This is a genomic window from Streptomyces sp. NPDC001530, from assembly GCF_042894545.1.
Lineage (GTDB): Bacteria > Actinomycetota > Actinomycetes > Streptomycetales > Streptomycetaceae > Streptomyces.
This window is the reverse complement of record NZ_JBIAVS010000021.1, coordinates 1-19117: the sequence shown is the minus strand read 5'-3', so window position 1 is coordinate 19117 and position 19117 is coordinate 1. Positions and strand designations below refer to the sequence as shown.

14 protein-coding genes are annotated in these 19117 nt (G+C 71.4%); 8 read left to right on the top strand and 6 right to left on the bottom strand.

Annotation, left to right across the window (positions count from 1 at the left end; all coding sequences use genetic code 11):
- Positions 1-205: 205 nt before the first annotated feature.
- From ACFY0T_RS36425 to ACFY0T_RS36410, 4 genes are all read left to right on the top strand, one after another.
- Positions 206-1633 carry an MFS transporter gene (locus ACFY0T_RS36425; protein WP_388880712.1) on the top strand — a complete coding sequence of 476 codons (1428 nt, stop codon included), beginning with the start codon at positions 206-208 and terminating at the stop codon, positions 1631-1633.
- Between the two features lie 51 nt (positions 1634-1684).
- Entirely contained in the window at positions 1685-2596 is a 912-nt protein-coding gene (locus ACFY0T_RS36420) for an NAD(P)-dependent oxidoreductase (protein WP_388880709.1), read from the top strand.
- Between the two features lie 132 nt (positions 2597-2728).
- Positions 2729-7114 carry a caspase family protein gene (locus ACFY0T_RS36415; RefSeq protein WP_388880706.1) on the top strand — a complete coding sequence of 1462 codons (4386 nt, stop codon included), beginning with the start codon at positions 2729-2731 and terminating at the stop codon, positions 7112-7114.
- A complete protein-coding gene (locus ACFY0T_RS36410; RefSeq protein WP_388880703.1) occupies positions 7114-7962 on the top strand; it encodes a hypothetical protein in 849 nt (282 codons plus the stop codon). The genes ACFY0T_RS36415 and ACFY0T_RS36410 overlap by 1 nt, the downstream gene beginning before the upstream one ends.
- On the opposite strand, the gene ACFY0T_RS36405 is transcribed toward ACFY0T_RS36410, so the two are convergent.
- Positions 7959-8849: an aldo/keto reductase gene (locus ACFY0T_RS36405; RefSeq protein ID WP_388880700.1), complete on the bottom strand. Its 891-nt coding sequence runs from the start codon at positions 8847-8849 to the stop codon at positions 7959-7961. The genes ACFY0T_RS36410 and ACFY0T_RS36405 overlap by 4 nt on opposite strands.
- Position 8850: 1 nt before the next feature.
- Complete coding sequence (locus tag ACFY0T_RS36400; RefSeq protein WP_388880697.1) at positions 8851-9786, bottom strand: NAD-dependent epimerase/dehydratase family protein; 936 nt, start codon at positions 9784-9786, stop codon at positions 8851-8853.
- A gap of 65 nt (positions 9787-9851) precedes the next feature.
- Here ACFY0T_RS36400 and ACFY0T_RS36395 point away from each other — a divergent pair, with 65 nt between their 5' ends.
- Positions 9852-10373 carry an Lrp/AsnC family transcriptional regulator gene (locus tag ACFY0T_RS36395; RefSeq protein WP_388880694.1) on the top strand — a complete coding sequence of 174 codons (522 nt, stop codon included), beginning with the start codon at positions 9852-9854 and terminating at the stop codon, positions 10371-10373.
- On the opposite strand, the gene ACFY0T_RS36390 is transcribed toward ACFY0T_RS36395, so the two are convergent.
- Entirely contained in the window at positions 10360-11361 is a 1002-nt protein-coding gene (locus ACFY0T_RS36390; RefSeq protein WP_388880691.1) for a hypothetical protein, read from the bottom strand. The genes ACFY0T_RS36395 and ACFY0T_RS36390 overlap by 14 nt on opposite strands.
- Before the next feature lie 68 nt (positions 11362-11429).
- On the opposite strand from ACFY0T_RS36390, the gene ACFY0T_RS36385 reads away from it, so the two are divergent.
- From ACFY0T_RS36385 to ACFY0T_RS36375, 3 genes are all read left to right on the top strand, one after another.
- On the top strand, positions 11430-11861 hold the full coding sequence (locus ACFY0T_RS36385) for a MerR family transcriptional regulator (RefSeq protein ID WP_388880688.1): 432 nt from the start codon (positions 11430-11432) through the stop codon (positions 11859-11861).
- A gap of 5 nt (positions 11862-11866) precedes the next feature.
- The gene (trxA, locus tag ACFY0T_RS36380; RefSeq protein ID WP_388880685.1) at positions 11867-12199 is read left to right on the top strand and encodes a thioredoxin; all 333 of its coding nucleotides are present in this window, start codon (positions 11867-11869) and stop codon (positions 12197-12199) included.
- A gap of 119 nt (positions 12200-12318) precedes the next feature.
- Positions 12319-14607, top strand: coding sequence for a HelD family protein (locus ACFY0T_RS36375; protein ID WP_388881148.1), 2289 nt, complete (start codon positions 12319-12321; stop codon positions 14605-14607).
- A gap of 160 nt (positions 14608-14767) precedes the next feature.
- Here the strand turns inward: ACFY0T_RS36375 and glgB are convergent, their stop codons facing one another.
- The 3 genes from glgB to ACFY0T_RS36360 form a co-directional block, all read right to left on the bottom strand.
- A complete protein-coding gene (gene glgB, locus ACFY0T_RS36370) occupies positions 14768-17212 on the bottom strand; it encodes a 1,4-alpha-glucan branching enzyme (protein ID WP_388880682.1) in 2445 nt (814 codons plus the stop codon).
- A gap of 54 nt (positions 17213-17266) precedes the next feature.
- Entirely contained in the window at positions 17267-18727 is a 1461-nt protein-coding gene (locus ACFY0T_RS36365) for a maltokinase (protein ID WP_388880679.1), read from the bottom strand.
- Positions 18728-18901: 174 nt separating this feature from the next.
- On the bottom strand, positions 18902-19117 hold a 216-nt coding region (locus ACFY0T_RS36360), incomplete at its 5' end, for an alpha-glucosidase C-terminal domain-containing protein (protein ID WP_388880676.1).

Genomic DNA, 19117 nt, shown 5'->3' with positions numbered 1-19117 from the left:
ACACCGAGGGTACGCACGAGCACGCTCGTTGGCGAACGCGCCGCGGCAGGCCCGCAGGCCCGCAGGCCCGCAGGCAGGGCTGGGCGGACCGCCCCGCGTGCGGCGGGCGAACAAGCCGTCGTGCGGCGGCCGACCCCCCACACGGCACCCCGGCTCGCGCATCAACCGGCCCCGACCCCGCTCCCCGTACCGAAGGAATCCACCCATGCCGAACACCCACCGCAGCCACCGCACCCACCACAGCCCCACCACAACCAACCGCTCGCACCACACCTACCGCCACCGCTGGCCGGCCCTGGCCGTCCTCCTCGTTGCCGAGGCGATGAATCTGCTCGACGCCACGATCATGACCGTGGCCGCCCCGGCCATCCACGCCGATCTCGGCGGCCCGGTCTCGGACATCCAGTGGTACGGCGCCGCGTACACCCTGCCGTTCGCGGTGCTGCTGATCGCGGGCGGGCGGCTCGGTGACATCGTCGGGCGCAAGCGGATCTTCGGGATCGGCGTCGCCGGATTCGTGCTCGCGTCGCTGGCCTGCGCCTTCGCCCCGTCGGCCGGGCTGCTGATCACCGCGCGGGCCGTCCAGGGAGCCGCCGCCGCGCTCGTCATCCCGCAGACGATCGGACTGATCCGCGTCATGTTCGACGGGGGCGAACTCGCCCGGGCCATGGGCAGCATCGGCCCGGTCATGGGCCTCGCGGCCGTGTGCGGACCGGTGGCCGGCGGGGTGCTGACCCATGCCGCTTCCTGGCGTGCGGTGTTCTTCGTCAATGTGCCCCTGGGCGTCGGGGTGCTGCTCGCGACCCCGCTGCTCAAGGAAGACCAGTCGGCGCGCCGCCCGCGCCTCGACCTCGTCGGCACGGTGCTGGTGAGCGGGGCGGTCGGATCGCTCACGTACCCCTTGATCCAGGGCGCCAACTCCCTCTCGTACGTGCTGACATGGGGGCTCGGCCTCACGCTCTTCGCGGCCTTCGCCGTGCACCAGCGCCACCGCGCCCGCCGCGAGCTCAGCCCCCTGGTCGAACCGAGCCTGTTCGGCAATCGCGGCTTCTCCGCCGCCCTGGTCTGCTCGGTGCTCTTCTTCGCCGTCGTCAGCGGACTGATGCTGGTAGTCGTGGTGCAGCTCCAACTCGGCCCGCACATGGGGGTGTTGGCTGCCGGGCTGACGCTGCTGCCCTGGTCCTGCGCAATGGGGATCTCCTCTTGGACGGCGGGCAGGCGCCTGGTGCCGCGGTACGGGTCCCGGGTGATGTACGCGGGTCTCGGCGCGCTGTTCGCCGGTGTGCTCGGCGCCATCGGGGCGTACGCCACCGCGCCGGACACCGGCTACCCGTGGCCGCTGCTCGTCGCGCTCGCCGTGTGCGGGGTCGGCCAGGGCCTGTTCGCCGTGCCGTTCTTCACGACGGCCCTCCACCGGGTCCGCCCGCACGAGACCGGTTCGGCGGCCGGGCTGCTCAACGCGGTGCATCAGCTCGGCTCCACGCTCGGGGTGGCGCTGCTTGGGAGTGTCTTCTTCCGGGGCGGGGCCGAGGATGCTTTCTGGGCGGCAGCCGGGCTGCTGGTCGCCACAGCCGCGGCGGTGGCGTTCATGATGCCGAGGCGGGCAGCCACTTACCTTTCGGTCAGTAGCTGACCAAATAGTCGGTACTTGTGGGAAGTTGTCCCCTTCGGAAGCATGGCCACCATGACAAATGACCTTGAAAACACCGGACTTGAGAACGCGCCCGTTGACCCCACCCCGGTGGCCGTCCTCGGCCTCGGCGCGATGGGACAGGCGCTCGCCGCCGCGTTCCTCCGCGCGGGCCACCCCACGACCATCTGGAACCGCTCACCCGGCAAGGGGGACGAACTCCTCGCGCAGGGCGCCGTCCGGGCGGCGAGTGCCGCCGAGGCCGTCCGCGCCGCCGACCTGGTGGTCGTCTGCGTCGTCGACTACGACGCGGCCCAGGCCGTCCTCGACGCCACCGCCGACGACCTGCCCGGCCGGGTCCTGGTGAACCTCACCTCCGACACCCCCGAGCGCTCCCGCACCACCGCGGCCTGGGCGAACGAGCGGGGTATCGACTACCTGGACGGCTCGATCATGGTCCCGGTCCCGGCGATCGGCGGGCCCGAGGCGCTCATCTTCTACAGCGGCCCGCGGGCGGCGTACGAGAAGTACGAGGGCGCGCTCACCTCGCTGGGCGGCCGACCCGCCTACCTCGGCGAGGACCAAGGGCTCGCCGCCGTCTACGACTTGGCGCTGCTCGACTTCTTCTACTCCAGCATGGGCGGCCTCGTGCACGCCTTCGCGCTGGCCGAGGCGGACGGGGTTCCGGCGGCCTCGCTCGCCCCCTACCTGAACACCATCGCCGCCATCCTGCCGCCCATCGTGGCCGGTACCGCCCAGGACATCGACGCGGGCAGCTATCCGGGCGCCGCCGCGAACCTCGGCATGATGGCCGCCGGGGCCGGGCACGTGCTGGAGGCCGCCGAGCACCGCGGGCTCGATGTGAGCACCCTGCGCTCGGTGAAGGAGATCGCCGACCGGGCCATCGCCCGGGGGCACGCGGCCGACAGCTGGTCGAGCACGATCGAGGTCGTACGAGCGGGGTGACCGGCCGGGGGGCGCGGGACCCGGACCAGGGCGCCGAGTTCCCGCCGACGCGGGACGACGACGTGCGTAAAGCATGACGAGCCGGGGACGCGCGGGCCCTCGTTCTGGGATGCTGGCGGCGGGGGTGCCGGTATGTCTGAGACCCGGGCGCTGGTGGTCGGGGTGGGGCGCTTCGCGGCGCCGGTCGTGGCGGACGAGGAGGCCCCCGTCGGCGGCACGGCGTGGCAGCCGCTCGCCTTCGTCTACGAGGTCGTGCCCGAGGTGATGAAGGCGCTCAAGGGCGTCGGCTACGACGTGGTGTCGTCGCTGGATCCCGACGCGAGGGCGTTGCGCGCGGCGGTGGACCGTGCGGCGGAGGACGGCTGCCGGGTGGTGCATGTCGTCGCGCACGGGGTGACCGCCCGGGGAGGCGATCCTCAGCGGCTCGATGTGGTCCCCTCGGACACCCGCTTCGGCCAGGGCACGAACATCAGCGGATGGATCTCCGACGCCCAGACCGTCGGTCACCCCGTGCTGTTCCTGCTCGACCTGTGCCACGCCGGGCGCTCCGCACGGCTGCCGTTCCTGATGCCGGGGGCCGAACGGGAGGTCCATGCCTGGGTGATCGCCGCGTCGGGCGGCGACGAGTCCGCGTACGACGGACGGTTCAGCCGCGCGGTCGCCGACGTCCTGGGCGACATCGCCCGTACGGGTCTCGGCGCGGACCCGACCCGTCGGCATGTCGCCTTCTCGGTGGTCGCCAAACACATCCGCCGCCGTGTCGAGGCCATGCCCGGGCTGCCCCAGCAGGTCCATGCGACGCTGCTCGACCCCAGCATGGACGAGCCCGACCTGCCCTTCTTCCCCAACCCCCGCTACCGGCACGACCCCGCGGAACTGGCCCGGCAGCGCATCGAGCCACCGGTCCGCGCCTTCCTCGACGACCTGGACCACTTCGTCGACCGGGCCGGTGACCACTTCGTGGGCCGCCGCAGCGCCCTGCGCCGGCTGGCACCCTGGCTGGACGACGACTGCGCCGTCGGCATCCGCGTGGTCACCGGCAGCCCCGGCGCCGGGAAGTCCGCGCTGCTGGGAGCGCTGGTGTGCGCCGCGCATCCCGAACTGGCGGACGCGGCACCGCAGGTACGGCTGCGGCTGCGCGCCCAGGATCCGGCGGGCTGCCCGTCGCCGAATCCGCACCTGGCGGCCGTCCACGCGCGCCAGCGTTCGCTACGGGATCTTCTCCGGTCCCTGGCCCGCCAGCTGGGCCTGCTGCCGGCCGAGTGGACGGCCGCCGAGCTCATCGAAGCCGTCGCCGCGCTGCCGGACCCGCCGCCGATCGTGGTCGACGCGCTCGACGAGGCGCTGGATCCGGACGCGGTCACCAGAAGCCTGCTGCTGCCCCTCGCCCACGCCGCCCGCGCGGACGACAGGCCCGTGTGCCGGTTGCTGGTCGGGATGCGACCGTGGGAGCAGTTCACGGCCCTGCGCGACCTCGCCCACGACACGGGCGGACTCGTCGACCTCGACACCGTGGAGGGCGCGGAGCTGCGGGCCGACCTGGCGGATTTCGTCGCCGACCAGCTGGCGGAGTTCACGGGCTACGGTCCGCCGGGGCAGCGGGAGGTGCGGGAGCGGCTCGCCGCGTCCGTCGCCGCTCACCTGACCACCGAGGGTGCGCGGGAGCGGGGCTGGGGCGCGTTCCTCGTCGCGGGGATCTTCCTCCGGTATCTGTCGGCTGTCGAGCCGGCCACCACGCTCGACGCGGCGGTGGAACTGGGGGCCACGGTTCCGCACACGCTGCCCGACGTGCTGGACCTCGACCTGGCGGCCAATCCCGACCGGGAGTCCGTACGGGCGGTGCTGGGCGCTCTCGCCTACGCCAAGGGGGAGGGGATGCCCGCGGAGACCATCGGGCAGCTCGCGGCCGCGCTGAGCCCCGTGCCGGACGGCTTCGAGGATCCCGTACGGCTGCAAGTGCTCCTGGACGAGGGCCGGTTCTACCTCCGGACCGGGATAGAGGCCGACGGCACGACCCTGTACAGGCTGTTCCACCAGGGGCTGGCGGACCATCTTCGTGCGCATGACCCCGGCCGCGTATTCGAGGCAACGGTCCGGGTGACCGGGCGGGGCTGGGCCTCGGCGCCGGCGTATCTGCTGCGGCACGCGATGGAGCACGCCGTCGACGCGGGGCGGGTGGACCAGCTCCTTGAAGACGCGGAGTTCCTCGTCCACGCCGACACGACGGCGGTGACCCGGGTGCTCGCTCAGGTGCGCGGGCGGCCTGCCAAGCGTGTCGCCGCGATTTACCGGGCCTCCCTCGGCCTGCACAGAAACGCCGACCCGGACACGCGCCGACAGCTGTTGGTGATCAACGCCGGTCGGCACGGCGCCAGTTGGTCCATCGACCTGCACGGCCGGTATCCGTCCCCCGCGATCCGGCGGTTGCGCTGGACCACGGCGTCCGGGGTGATCGCAGCGCTCCGGGACACCCTGACGGGCCACGAGGGGAAGGTGCACGGGGTGGCGTGCACGACGGTGCGCGATCGACCCGTGGCGGTGAGCGCGGGTGCCGACGGGACCGTGCGGGTGTGGGACCTGATCACGGGGCAGCCCGTCCGGCAGCCTCTCAGGGGCCACACCGACGAGGTGTTCACGGTCGCGTGCGCGACGGTGGACGGCCTTCCGATCGCCGTCACCGGAAGCAAGGACGCCACGGTCCGCATGTGGGATCTGGCGAACGGCGGCCCAGCCGGCGACGTGTACGGGCTTCCCTACGCGGTGTGCTCGGTGGCCTGCGTGGAACTCGACGGCAGCCCGCTCATCATCACGGGCAGCACCGGCCTGAAGGATCCCGATGAGGAGTTCGGCCACGGCGCGGAACGCCTGCACTTCTTCGACCTCAGCGGGACATACGTCAGGCAGCCCGGCTACGGGTATGCGGCGGGACTCGGTCCGCTGGCACTCGCGACGGTCCTCGGCGACCCCGTCGCCGTGACCGGCGGCTGGGACGGAATCACCGTCTGGGACCTGGCCACCGGAGACTCCTGGGACTGGCCGCCGGCCGAGGAGGACACCTGGGCGAGTGCGGTCGCGTGCATCGAGGCGAACGGTGTCGCCTTCGCCGTGAGCAACGGCGCGGACGGCCGGCTGAGGCAGTGGGATCTGACCCACCGCACCGCCCTGGGCTCGTACCTCGGCGAAGTCCGGCACAGCGTCAGCGCCTTGGTCTGTACGGAGCTGGACGGCAGGCCGGTCGCCGTGTTCGGCGGCGGGGACGGCACGTTGGGGATGTGGGACTTGTCGGGGCGGAGACTGCGCGGCCAGTTCCTCAGCGGCCACAGGGGCGAGGTGACCGCTCTGGCCTGTGCATCGGTGGAAGGGCCGACGGTCGCCGTATCCGGAGGTGAGGACGGCCGGCTGAGGGTGTGGGATCTGACGGCCTGGGACCCCGCCGGAACCCTCGGCACGGGCCACTCGCTCCGCATCGTCTCGGCGGTCCGTGCGGAGATCGACGGTGTGCCGGTCGTCGTGAGCGGCAACGAAGATGGCACGGTGCGGGTGTGGGCCCTGACGTCGGGCTCTCCTGTCGGGCGGGGATCCGACGGCAGGGGGGCGGGCCCGGCGAAGTCCGAGGCGTCCCGCGAGTTCAACCGCCAAAGGGTTGCCTTCACCCCTGAGGAAGACGGCCGGATGACGCGTGCCGTCAGCGCAGTGGCGCGGACTCCCGTCGGCCGCGGGTCCGATGACCCGCGGGCCGGCGCGGTGATGTCCCTGGCATGCGCTTACTTGAACGGCCGTCAGGTGGCCGTCACCACGCATCAAGGCGGCCACACGATCCACGCGTGGGACTTGAGGACCGGAGAACGTGTCGGCATCCCCTTGGAGGACTACTCCAGCGCTGTACGGACCGTCACCTGCGCGACCGTGCGCGACCGCCCGATCGCCGTCACCGCCAACGCCGACGGCACCCTCCTCACCTGGGACCTGGAAACCCGCCGACCGCTGGGCCTGCCGCTCACCCGGCACACCGGCTGGCCCCGCGTGCTGGCGGGAACGCGGCTGCGTGACCGGCCGGTGGTCGTCACCGGGAACAGCGACGGAACCCTCTGGCTTTACGACGTGGAGAAGGAGGGCCCGATCGGTGGCGCGCTCAAAGGACACACCGCGGAGGTGACCGCCGTGGCCTGCGCCGAAGGCGCTCAACTCGCCGTGTCCGGCGACGCGGACGGCACGGCGCGGGTCTGGGACCTGGGTGCCCGCCGACAGGTGGGGCAGCCGCTCGAAGGACACACCGCCCCCGTGACGGCCGTCGACTGCGTCGACGTCGACGGGCGTACGACCGTCGCCACCGGCAGCGACGACGGCACCGTACGGCTGTGGGACGTGGCGACCGGCCGGTGCACCGAGCGCATCCCGCTCCCCGCAGAGGTGACGACCGTGACCCTGACCCACGACGGCCTGCTCGTCGTGGGGGTCGGTGCCGAACTCCTCGCACTGGAGCGAAGGCCGGAAACCGAAGAAGGAGGAACACCCTGATGCGCATCCTCGGCGTGCACGGCGTGGGCAACTACCGGCCCGGCGAGCCCCCGGAACAGGCCGCGGGCCACCTGTCCTCGATCTGGGCCACCGCACTCGGCCCCAGCACCGACGCCCCCGCCGTGCGCGTGGCGTACTACGCGGACCTGCTCAGGCACCCGGGCCGACAGGGCGGCGCCGACAGCCTCGACGTCCTCGACGACTTCGAGCAGGAACTGGTGCAGGCCTGGCTCGACGAGCTGGAGCTTCCCGAAGGGGTGGCCGCGGGGCCGGGGACCTGGCCGCTGCGGCAGGCGGTGGCCTGGATCGCGCGGACCAGGTTTCCCGGCAAGAAGGGGACGGAGTGGTTCGTGGCGACCTTCTTCCGCGAAGTCGCCGCCTACGTCCGCGACCCCGACGGCCCGCAGCGCGCCGCCGCCCGCGCACGGGTCACCACGGCGATCGCCGAGCACCGGCCGCAGGTCGTCATCGCGCACTCCCTCGGTTCCGTGGTGGCGTACGAGGCGCTGTGGGAGCTTCCGGAGACACCGGTGGAGCTGCTGGTGACGCTCGGCTCGCCGCTGGCCCTGCCGCACGCGGTCTTCCCCCGTCTGCAACCGGCGCCACAGCAGGCGCGCGGCGCGCGCCCACCCGGCGTACGGCGCTGGGTGAACCTCGCCGATCCCGGTGACCTCGTGGCCCTGCCCCCGGGCGGTATCCGCCGGGGCTTCGCCGACGTCGACACCGACGAGCACACGGTCATCCACGGTTTCGACTTCCACCTGGTGAAGAACTACCTGGCCTCGGCGGGCCTGCGACGGGCCTTGCGGGACCAAGCAGCCGGACAGGCCGGAGCGGGTGACGGCTAGCGGCCCGCCGCCGCGTCCAGCCGCGTCAGCTCCTCGCCGCTCAGCACCAGACCGGCTGCTCCCGCCGAGTCCCGGATCGTCTCCGGGCGGCTGGCGCCCGGGATCGGGATCACGGTGGGGGAGGCCGCCAACAGCCAGGCCAGGCATATCTGTTGGGGACTCACGCCGCGTTCGCGGGCCACCGCGTGGAACGCCCCGAAACGGTCCTCGGGCTCGACCTTCGACGGTCCGTCCAGGGAGCTGCGGGAGATGCCGCCCAGCGGGCTCCACGGGAGGAAGGCGATGCCCAGTTCGGCGCAGAGCCGCAGCTCCGGCTCGCTGTCGCGCACCGCGGGCGAGTACTGGTTCTGGACCGAGGCGAGGCGGTCGCCGAGGATCGCGTGCGCCCGGCGGATCTGGTCGGTGGTCGTGTTGGAGATGCCGGCCAGGCGGATCTTGCCCTCGTCGAGGAGTTCGCGCAGGGCGCCGACCGAGTCCTCGAAGGGGACGGCGGGGTCGGGCTTGTGGAGTTGGTAGAGGCCGATCGCCTCCACCCCGAGCCGCTTCAGCGAGGCCTCGGCGGCGGACTTCAGGTGACGCGGGGATCCCGTCACCGTCCAGCTGCCGTCGGCCGGTCTGCCGCGCCCGCCCTTCGTGGTCACCAGCACCTCGCTCGTGTCGCTGCCGTAGGTCGCCAGGGCGCGGGCCACGAGCCGTTCGTTGTGGCCAGGATCGGCGCCTGGCAGGTGGTACGAGTCCGCCGTGTCCAGGAGGGTCACGCCCGCGTCGAGGGCGGCGTGCACCGTGGCCAGGGCTCGCGCCTCGTCGGGGCGGCCCTCGATGGACAGCGGCATCGCGCCGAGGCCGATCGCGCCGACGCGGAGATCTCCAAGCGGTCTGTATCGCACGTCAGTTGTCCTTTCCGAGCGTTTCGGCGACCGCGCGCGGCAGCCATTCCCGTACCTCACCGAAGGTGAAACCGAGCTGCGTGGCCCGCGAGTTGTCCATCCCGTAGGAGCGGGCGAACGAGAACGGTGAGACCTCCCCGACCTCGACGCTCTGGAAGACCGTCTTGCCCTCCGGGATGTGCGCGGCGACCGCCTCGCACAACTCCTCGGTGGTGAGCAGCCCGTGGGAGGCGGCGTTCACCGGCCCGGTGAAGTCCGCGCCCGCCGTCCAGGCGAGGAAGTCCGCGATCTCCTCGACATGGATGTACGTCGCCGGGTGGTTCACCGTGGGGACGCTGATCGCCTCGCCGGTGCGGATGCGGTCGGCGTAATGGTTCAGGCGGCCCGTGAAGTCGTCGTCCCCGCCCAGGACATGGGCGACCCGGACGGCCACGTACGGGAACGCTGGGCCGTCCGCGCGGGCGCCGGCGAAGACCGCCTCGGCCTGCCGCTTGCCCTCGCCGTAGTGCGTGTCGAGGAACTCCGGGTCGTCCCAGGGGAGTTCGAGATCGACGGCGACCGTACGGGGGTCCACGGCGTCCTCGCGTACGAGGGCCGCCGAGTCCTCGTACGCGTACACCTCGACGGTGGACGTCATGACGTACCGCCGCGTGCGTCCCGCACATACCCGGCGCGCGATCTCCGCCTGCCGCGGCGTGTAGCAGACCTGGTCGATGACGACATCGAAAGTCCGCGAACCCAGCGCATTCTCCAGGGAATTCTCGTCATTGCGATCGGCGACCAGATGAATGGCCCCCGCGGGTGGTGCCGACGAGCCGCGATTGACGACGGTGACCCGATCACCGGCGGCCATCAGCCGCGCTATCAGACGCTTTCCGAAATACCGGTTTCCGCCGATGACACATATCTCGCGCACGGCGCCCTCCCCGCTTCTCATTCCGTGTGCTCCTGCCCTGTGGTCATAATTCTCCCGACGTATGGGCGAGGCCTGAAGGGGGAGTCATGGGAGATCCGGCCGCGGCACCGAAGGAACCACGGCATCTGCGCGCCACCACCAACGAAACGTCGGTGGCCTTCGACGCGCTGGACCGGCAGATCCTGGAGCTGTTGCAGAGCGACGGCCGGATCAAGCTCAGCGAGCTGGGCCGCCGCGTCCGGCTGAGCCCGGCGGCCGTCGCCGAACGTGTCCGGCGCCTGGAGTCCGCGGGCGCCATCACCGGCTACGGCGCCCATGTCTCACCGGCCCGCCTCGGCTACGGCATCCAGGCCTTCATCCGCGTCAACCCGCACGGCGGCTACACCCTCAAGCACCCCAGGACCCTGGAGCTCCTGGCCCGCCCCGAGGTAGTCGAGGTCCACCACGTCGTCGGCGAGGACTGCTGGATCCTCAAGGTGGCGGTCGAGGACACGATCCACCTGGAGGACGTCCTGGAACAGACCTCCGCGCTGGGCCGTACGACGACCTCGATCGTCCTGTCGTCGCCGGTGGGGCGGAAGTCGCTGCTGCCGCCTATTGGACGCTGATGCGGTGGGGGTGGGCGGAGTCGGCGGGGCAGACGAAGAGGTAGCCGGTGCCCCAGCGGCCGACGGCGACCTCCGTCGGGGTTTTGACGCCATCCGTACCGACGAGGGGGAGATCCTCCGCCGGCGTCCAGCTGGACTCGCGCCCGTCCCACTCGTAGCTCGCGATGGCGAGCAGCATCTCCATGGTCTGTCCGCACTCGGCGCAGTCCATCCGAGCCGGGTCCGTCAGGTGCCAGGAGGCGTACCCGCCGACCTTCCAGCCAGGCGCGATCGACAGATCGGTCTGGTAGATGAAGTCCTCCGTGTCCCACTCGTCGATGGCGTCCCGCAGCGGTTCCGGGAGCAGATCGGAGTACTGGTGCTCCACCACCTGTTCCGGATGTAGGACACATGGCTCGGGCACGTAGACGTCCGACCCGACGACTTCCGGTTCGGGCTGTGGGTCCAACACATGTGTCACGGCGCTCGAGTCACGCCAGCGCAGCTGCAGCGACATGCCGTAACCGGTTGGGCCGTGCCGGTCGAACGGGCACCAGAACACCTGGAGGAGGTCGCAGTCGGCGGGCCCCGCGGTCAGATCGGGTATGTCGCGGCGGTACAGCTGGGTCAGACCGATCATCGGGATCGGGTCGGTGTCCGCCAGCCACGGGGCGTGGCGCCCACGCCGGAGCGAGTCGAGGATCTCGCGCTCCTCGTCGGTCGGCCCGGGCCGCTCACCGGGCCCCGGCGTACGCGCCCACGCCTCCGCCAGGATGCGCCGACGGCGCCGGATGTCCGCGGGCCGCTCCCCGCTGCTCCGCCGGTGCGGCTCCGCGCACACAGGCCAGGGTTCGTCGGCGGGCCACAGCAGCGGCCCGCCGGCCGAGCTGTCCGCGACGGAGGGCTTCCCGGGGCGCGGATGCAGTCGCGTGGTGGTGCGCCGGTGGGCGTCCAGGCCGGGAAAGAGCGCCTCCACGTCGAGGGGGCGCGGCGGGGTCGTACGCCTCATCGGGCCAGTCACAGGGGTGGGTCCTCACTGTTTGCGTTGACGTCGGCGTCAAGGATTACCGTCAACGCATGCGAATCGGCGAGTTGGCGGCGCGGGCCGGGACGACCACGCGGACTCTGCGCTACTACGAGTCGCGGGGGCTGCTGCCCGCGCGGCGGGGTGAGAACGGATACCGGACCTACGACGAGCACGACCTGCGGCTGCTGCGGCAGATCAGGACGTTGCAGGACTTCGGGTTCGACCTGGAGGAGACGCGGCCCTTCGTGGAGTGTCTGCGGGCCGGGCACCCGGAGGGCGACTCGTGCCCCGCGTCGCTCGCGGTCTACCGCCGCAAGCTCGGCGAACTCGACGCGCTGATCGACGAGTTGACGGCGGTGCGCGCGAAAGTCGGTGAGCAGTTGGCGCGGGCGGAGCGGGCGCGTGACGAGCTGGCGGCCGACGCGGAGGTTCCGGGCGGCCCGGAGCCCGTATGCGCGGTGTTCGCAACGACAGAAGGGTGACCGGAGTGTTGAACGTGGCAGGCGTGGCCGAGGTGACGGACGCGGACTTCGAGGCGGAGGTGATCGGGGCGGATCTGCCCGTGCTCGTGCAGTTCACTGCGGACTGGTGCGGACCGTGCCGGCAACTCGCGCCCGTACTCAAGGACATCGCCTTCGAGGAGGGCGACCGGCTGAAGATCGTGCAGCTCGACGTGGACCGGAATCCACAGACCACCATCGCGTACGGCGTGCTCTCGACGCCCACGCTCATGGTGTTCCAGGGCGGCGAACCCGTGAAGTCGATGGTGGGCGCCCGGCCCAAGCGGCGGCTGCTGGAGGAGCTGTCCGACGTGCTCTGACCTCAAGGCCACACAAGAAATCCCCCGAGCGATTGCGCTCGGGGGATTTCTTTGCGTATATTCAATGATTCGCGACTTCAAGGGGATCGGGTCGCGGAGAAGTTCACTGGGCAGAGTATATCCGGGCGGGAGTGGAATTGTCAAACAGGGGCTCACACACAGAATTTCCCGACGATGAATTGCGGCGTGAACAGGAATTCATCGACGGGTTGTACGCGCGCGTGGACGCCCTGCGCGGTGTCACGGAGGCATCCGTCGGGGACGCGCTCGCACAGGGCAGCACGCCCATGCAGGCCCGCCTCGAACGGGATGTCCTGGTCGCCGAGCGCTCCGGCCTGCTCGCCGCGCTGAACGCCGTGGACGGTTCGCTCTGCTTCGGCCGCATCGACCTCACCACCGGCGTCACTCACCACATCGGCCGGCTCGGCATCCGCGCCGACGACGCCGAGCACACCCCGATCCTCATCGACTGGCGGGCCCCGGTCGCCCGCCCCTTCTACCTGGCCACCGGGCACACCCCGATGGGCCTGCGGCGCCGCCGGCACATCACGACCGACGGCCGGCACGTCACGGACCTGCACGACGAGATCCTCGACCTCGGCGACCACGAGCGCACCGGTCACGAGGATCCGACCGGCGACGCGGTGCTCCTCGCCGCGCTCAACTCGGCGCGCACCGGCCGCATGAGCGACATCGTGCAGACCATCCAGGCCGAGCAGGACCAGATCATCCGCGCGCCGTACCGGGGTGTGCTGGTGGTGGAAGGCGGTCCCGGCACGGGCAAGACGGCCGTGGCGCTGCACCGGGCCGCCTACCTGCTGTACGAGTACCGCGAACTGCTGGCCAAGCGCGCCGTCCTCATCGTCGGCCCCAACCCGGCCTTCCTCGGCTACATCGGCGAGGTGCTGCCCTCGCTGGGCGAGACGGGCGTGCTGCTCGCCACGGTCGGCGAGCTCTTCCCCGGCGTGAAGGCGACGGCGACCGACACCCCCGAGGCGGCCGCCGTCAAGGGCCGCGCCGACATGGCCGAGGTGCTGGCCGCCGTGGTCCGTGACCGCCAGGCGCTTCCCGACCCGGTGATCGCGATCGAGCACGACCGCGACATCCTGATGCTCGACGCCGGACTCGTCCAGGTCGCCCGCGAACGCACCCGCGAGACCAAGCTGCCCCACAACGTCGCGCGCGAGCACTTCGAGGGCCACATCCTCAACACCCTCACCGACATGCTCGCCGAACGTATCGGCACGGACCCGTTCGACGGCTCGAACGTCCTCGACGCGAGCGACATCACGCAGATCCGCGACGAGCTGGCCGAGAACCCCGAGGTGTGGAGCGCGATCGAGCACCTGTGGCCGCGGCTCACCCCGCAGCGGTTGGTCGCGGACTTCCTGGCCGAACCGGACGGCTACGTCTCGGACGAGGACGCGGAGGCTGTCCGCCGCCCGGTCACCCGTGACTGGACCACCGCGGACGTCCCCCTCCTCGACGAGGCCGCCGAACTGCTCGGCGAGGACGACCGGGTGGCGCGGGCACTGGCGGATCAGGAGCGGCGCACTCAAGTCGCGTACGCGCAGGGCGTCCTGGACGTCTCCTACGCCTCTCGTACGTACGAGTTCGAGGACAAGGACGAGGAGGATTCCGAGGTCCTCTCCGCGCACGACATCATCGACGCCGAGCGGATGGCCGAGCGCCACGAGGAGGACGACCACCGCAGCGCCGCCGAGCGGGCGGCGGCCGACCGGACCTGGGCGTTCGGGCACATCATCGTCGACGAGGCCCAGGAGCTGTCGCCGATGGCGTGGCGGTTGCTGATGCGGCGGAGTCCTACGCGGTCCATGACGCTCGTCGGCGACCCCGCGCAGACCGCCGAGGCGGCGGGGGTGGGGTCGTGGGAGGAGATCCTCTCCCCGTACGTCGAGGACCGGTGGGAGCACACGCGGCTCGCCGTCAACTACCGCACTCCGTCGGAGATCATGGACGTCGCGGCGGGGGTGGTGCGGGCCGAGCGTCCCGGGTTCGAGCCGCCTCGGTCCGTCCGCTCCACGGGCGTACGGCCGTGGGTGCGCGCCGCCGGTTCCGATCTTCCGGGCGCCGTCGCCAAGGCCGTGGCCGAGCTTGCCCCTGCCGAGGGGCGGCTTGCGGTGATCGCGCCGCGCTCACTGCACCCCTCGCTCGCCGAGCGGCTGGACGGGGTGGAGGCGGGCGCCGAGCCCGACCTCACCCGGGCCGTCGTGCTTCTCGACCCTCGGCAGGCCAAGGGGCTGGAGTTCGACTCCGTGCTGGTGGTGGAGCCTTCGCTGTACGGCACGAGTGACCTGTACGTCGCCCTGACGCGGGCCACGCAGGCGCTGGGGGTGCTGCATACCGGGGAGCTGCCTGAGTCGCTGAGGGGTGCTGGGTCGGCGTAAGGACGGGTTTTTTCGCCCCCAGACCTCGGCTAAAGCTTTAAAGACTGCGCAGTTCCCCGCGCCCCTGAAGGGGCGCGGGGAACTGCGCGACAAGCCCCCACGGACCCGCAGCCGAAAGGCGGATACGGGACGGGTAGGGGCGGAGGGGGCGACAAAACGTCTAGGCGGGTCGCAGCCAGACGGTGGCCAGGGGTGGCAGGGTCAGCTGGATGCTGGCGGGGCGGCCGTGGGCGCCGGTGGGTTCGGGTTTGACGGGGTCGGGGTTGAGGACGTCGCTGCCGCCGTAGCGGGCGGCGTCGGTGTTGAGGACTTCGTGCCAGGCGGGGATGTCCTCGGGAACGCCGAGCCGGTATCCGTGGCGGACCACGGGGGAGAAGTGGGAGACGGCGAGCAGCGGCGTGCCGTCGGCGCCGTAGCGCAGGAAGGCGAAGACGTTGTCCTCGGCGGCGTCACCGGCGATCCAGGCGAACCCGGCGGCATCGGTGTCGCGCTGCCACAGGGCGGGGGTGTGCCGGTAGACGCGGTTGAGGTCGCGGACCAGGTCGCGCACTCCCCGGTGGTCGGGCTCGGCCGCGTAGGCGGGGTCGAGCAGCCACCAGTCGGGCCCGTGCGCCTCGGACCACTCGGCGCCCTGGGCGAACTCCTGTCCCATGAAGAGGAGTTGTTTGCCGGGGTGGGCCCACATGAAGCCGAGGTAGGCGCGTGCGTTGGCGCGCTGCTGCCACCAGTCGCCGGGCATCTTCGAGACCAGCGACCGCTTGCCGTGGACGACTTCGTCGTGGGAGATGGGCAGGACGTAGTTCTCGCTGTAGGCGTACACCATCGAGAACGTCATCTCGTTGTGGTGGTACTTGCGGTGGATGGAGTCATGGGCCACATAACCCAGCGAGTCATGCATCCAGCCCATGTTCCACTTCAGCCCGAAGCCGAGCCCCCCGAAGCCGCCGGGACCGATGTGATGGGTGGCCCGCGTGACACCGTCCCAGGCGGTCGATTCCTCGGCGATGGTGACGACGCCCGGATTCCGCCGGTAGACGGTGGCGTTCATCTCCTGGAGGAAGGCGACCGCGTCCAGGTTCTCCCGGCCGCCGTGCTCGTTGGGCACCCATTGGCCCGGCTCACGCGAGTAGTCCAGGTAGAGCATGGAGGCGACCGCGTCCACTCGCAGTCCGTCGATGTGGAACTCCTCGCACCAGTACACCGCGTTGGCGACCAGGAAGTTGCGCACCTCGCGGCGCCCGTAGTCGAACTCCAGGGTGCCCCAGTCGGGGTGCGCGGCCCGCAGCGGATCCTCGTGCTCGTACAGCGGACGTCCGTCGAACTCGGCCAGCGCCCAGTCGTCGCGCGGGAAGTGTGCGGGCACCCAGTCCATCAGTACGCCGATCCCGGCCCGGTGCAAGGCGTCCACCAGGTACTTGAAGTCGTCCGGGGTGCCCAGCCGCGCCGTCGGCGCGTAGAAACCGGTGACCTGATAGCCCCACGACCCGCCGAAGGGATGCTCGGCCACTGGCATCAGCTCGACATGCGTGAAGCCCAAGTCGGAGACGTACGCCGGGAGTTGATCGGCAAGCTGGCGATACGTCAGCCCGGGGCGCCAGGACGGCAGATGCACCTCGTAGACCGAGAAGGGCGCCTCGTGCGCGGCCCGCGTCCCCCTCCCGGACATCCACTCCCCGTCCCGCCACGTGTGGTGCGACGCGTGGACGATCGACGAGGTGTTGGGCGGGGCCTCGGTGCGCCGCGCCATCGGATCGGCGCGCAGCGTGCGCGTCCCGTCGGGCCGGGTGATCTCGAACTTGTACAGCTCGCCCTCGTGGATCGCGGGCACGAACAGCTCCCACACCCCGGAGGAGCCCAGCGACCGCATCGGATATCCCGTGCCGTCCCAGAAGTTGAAGGTGCCGGCCAGGCGCACACCGCGTGCGTTCGGGGCCCACACCGTGAAGCGGGTGCCCGTCACGCCCTGGTGCACCATCGGCTCCGCGCCGAGCGCCTTCCACAGCTGCTCGTGCCGGCCCTCGGCCAGCAGATGGAGATCGAACTCGCCCAGGGCGGGTAGGAAACGGTACGCGTCCTCGGTCTCCAGGACCGTCCCCTCGTACGCCACGACCAGCCGGTACGACGCCGGGACCGCGCGCAGCGGCAGCAGACCCGAGAAGAAACCGTCCCCGTCGTCCTGCAGCTCTGCGCGCAGGTCGTCCGTCACGACGGTCACCGCCAGCGCGTACGGGCGGAAGGCGCGGAAGGCCACGCCGCCCGGCACCGGATGGGCTCCCAGCACCCCGTGCGGATCGTGATGCGTGCCGTTGAGCAGCCGCTCCCGGTCACCGGGGTCGACGCCCGCGAAGACGGGAGCGCTGCCGACGGCAGGTTCCGGGGCCGTCTTCGAAACCTTCGAAGCCTTCGAGACCTTCGCGGCCTTGCTCCCGGTGGCCTTCTTGGCGGCGGCAGCCTTCTTGGCACTGGCCGTGGCCTTCTTGGCCGTCGTTTTCCCCTCGGCGGCCTTCTTCACCGCCGTCTTCTTCGCCGCCGTCTTCTTCACGGCAGCCGTCTTCTTCGCACCGTTTTTCTTCGGACTGTCGTCGGACGGAGGGCGGGGCGTCACGGGCAGGGCCTCCTCGGCAGGGTGAGGTCGGGAAGGTGGAGCAGGTAGGGAAGGTCAGGGGGATGCGGCGAGTCGGCGTATCGCCGCCATCGGGACCGGCAGCCAGTCGGGTCGGTGCCGGGCTTCGTACAGGACTTCGTAGATCGCCTTGTCCGTCTCGTAGGCGTGCAGCAGTACGGGGTCGGTGCGTGGGTCGGCGCCGGTGACCTCGGCGTACCCGGTGCAGTACGCGGCCCGGCAGGCGTCGGCCCAGCCGGGTGCCGGGGGACGGTGCGAGTGGGCCGCGTAGTCGAAGGAGCGGAGCATCCCCGCGATGTCCCGCGCCGGCGGCTGTGGCATACGGCGTTCGGCGAGCGGTTTCGAGGGCTCGCCCTCGAAGTCGATCAGGGACCATTCCCCGGACGGGGAGCGCAGGCACTGGCCGAGGTGCAGATCGCCGTGGATGCGCTGGGCGGTCCAGGTGTGGCCCTCGGCGGCCAGGCCGGCCAGCGCCTCGAAGGCGGTCCGCAGGCCGGAAGCGTACGGACGCAGCGCGGGCACCGCATGGACGGCCGCCTCCAGGCGCTCGGTCATACCGTCGACGAGCAGCTGCATCTGCGCGTGACCCAGCGTGACCGTGGGCAGCGCACGGGCCAGCGCCGTGTGCACTTCGGCGGTCGCACGGCCCAGCGCCCGCGCCTCGCCACCGAAGCCACCGACGTCGCTGAAGCCACCGACGTCGCCGAAGCCACGGATACCACCGACGCCACCGACGTCGTCCCCCTTGGCCAGCTCGCGCAGCGCCAGCTCCCAGCCGTCCGTGGCGCCCCGCACGAAGGGCTGGAGCACACCCAGTACGTACGTCTCCTCGCCGAGGTCCGCCATCATCCAGGCCGCCGGAGCCGGTACGCGCGCGCAGCCCTCCCGGGACAGCGCCAGCGGAAGCTCCAGGTCCGGGTTGGTCCCCGGCACGATCCGGCGCAACAGCTTCAATATGAACGTATCTCCGTAGACGATCGACGAGTTGGACTGCTCCGACGTCACCAGCCGCGGCACCAGATCGTCCCGTATCTCCTGCCGTTCGTCCCGCTCGAAGCGCAGCTCGCCGATGCGGGCCCGCGAGCGCAGGGCTTCGAGGAGCAGGCCGGCGGGGCGCGGGTCGTACAGCGCTTCGTACACCGTGCGGCCGGTCAGCGGGCCCTCCTCCAGATGCCCGATCAGCGCGGGCGCGAGCCGCGGCGGCAGTGCCTCGCGCACGCCGATCAGCAGCTGGTAGCAGTCCCCGGGGTGCGGGGTGGCGCCCTGGGCGGGGGTGACCGGCTGGTGCGCGCGAACGAGCAGGTGGAGCAGGCCCAACCGGGCCGTGGGTGGCAACAGCTCCACCGCCGCCACCAGCGAGAATCCGGTCACCGGACGCCCTTTGCCCGCGAACCAGCGCTGCCGCGGCAGCCACTCCCGCAGCAGTGGATCGAGGGACGCGAGCAGTTCGGGGCGTGCGACGGGGGCCGTTGTGGAGTGGGTTACGGCTTCCGACATGGCGTCGCGTCCTTTCCCCAGAGATCCAGGGACCCAGACATCCAGGGTCCCAGAGACCCAGGGACCCGGAGATCCAGGGACCCAAAGACCCAAAGACCCGGAGACCGGGGGAGTCGGGGTGTTAGTGATGCGTGCCCAGGGCGGGGCGGGAGAAACCGCCCCGCCGTCCGGGTTCTAGACGGCGTCCTTGCGGAGCCGGAACCAGTAGAAGCCGTGGCCTGCGAGGGTCAGCAAGTACGGAAGCTCGCCGATGGCCGGAAAACGCACCCCGCCGATCAGCTCGACCGGATGCCTTCCGTTGAACGCCCGCAGGTCCAGCTCGGTGGGCTGGGCGAAGCGGGAGAAGTTGTGGACGCACAGCACCAGGTCGTCCTTGTACTCGCGCAGGAA

What these genes read in the sequence shown, in the direction of transcription:
- ACFY0T_RS36395 (WP_388880694.1), top strand. Translation starts at nt 9,852, where the DNA reads ATGGGAGATCCGGCCGCGGCACCGAAGGAACCACGGCATCTGCGCGCC.
- ACFY0T_RS36365 (WP_388880679.1), bottom strand. Translation starts at nt 18,727, where the DNA reads ATGTCGGAAGCCGTAACCCACTCCACAACGGCCCCCGTCGCACGCCCC.
- ACFY0T_RS36415 (WP_388880706.1), top strand. Translation starts at nt 2,729, where the DNA reads ATGTCTGAGACCCGGGCGCTGGTGGTCGGGGTGGGGCGCTTCGCGGCG.
- ACFY0T_RS36390 (WP_388880691.1), bottom strand. Translation starts at nt 11,361, where the DNA reads ATGAGGCGTACGACCCCGCCGCGCCCCCTCGACGTGGAGGCGCTCTTT.
- ACFY0T_RS36410 (WP_388880703.1), top strand. Translation starts at nt 7,114, where the DNA reads ATGCGCATCCTCGGCGTGCACGGCGTGGGCAACTACCGGCCCGGCGAG.
- ACFY0T_RS36400 (WP_388880697.1), bottom strand. Translation starts at nt 9,786, where the DNA reads ATGAGAAGCGGGGAGGGCGCCGTGCGCGAGATATGTGTCATCGGCGGA.
- ACFY0T_RS36420 (WP_388880709.1), top strand. Translation starts at nt 1,685, where the DNA reads ATGACAAATGACCTTGAAAACACCGGACTTGAGAACGCGCCCGTTGAC.
- ACFY0T_RS36425 (WP_388880712.1), top strand. Translation starts at nt 206, where the DNA reads ATGCCGAACACCCACCGCAGCCACCGCACCCACCACAGCCCCACCACA.
- ACFY0T_RS36385 (WP_388880688.1), top strand. Translation starts at nt 11,430, where the DNA reads ATGCGAATCGGCGAGTTGGCGGCGCGGGCCGGGACGACCACGCGGACT.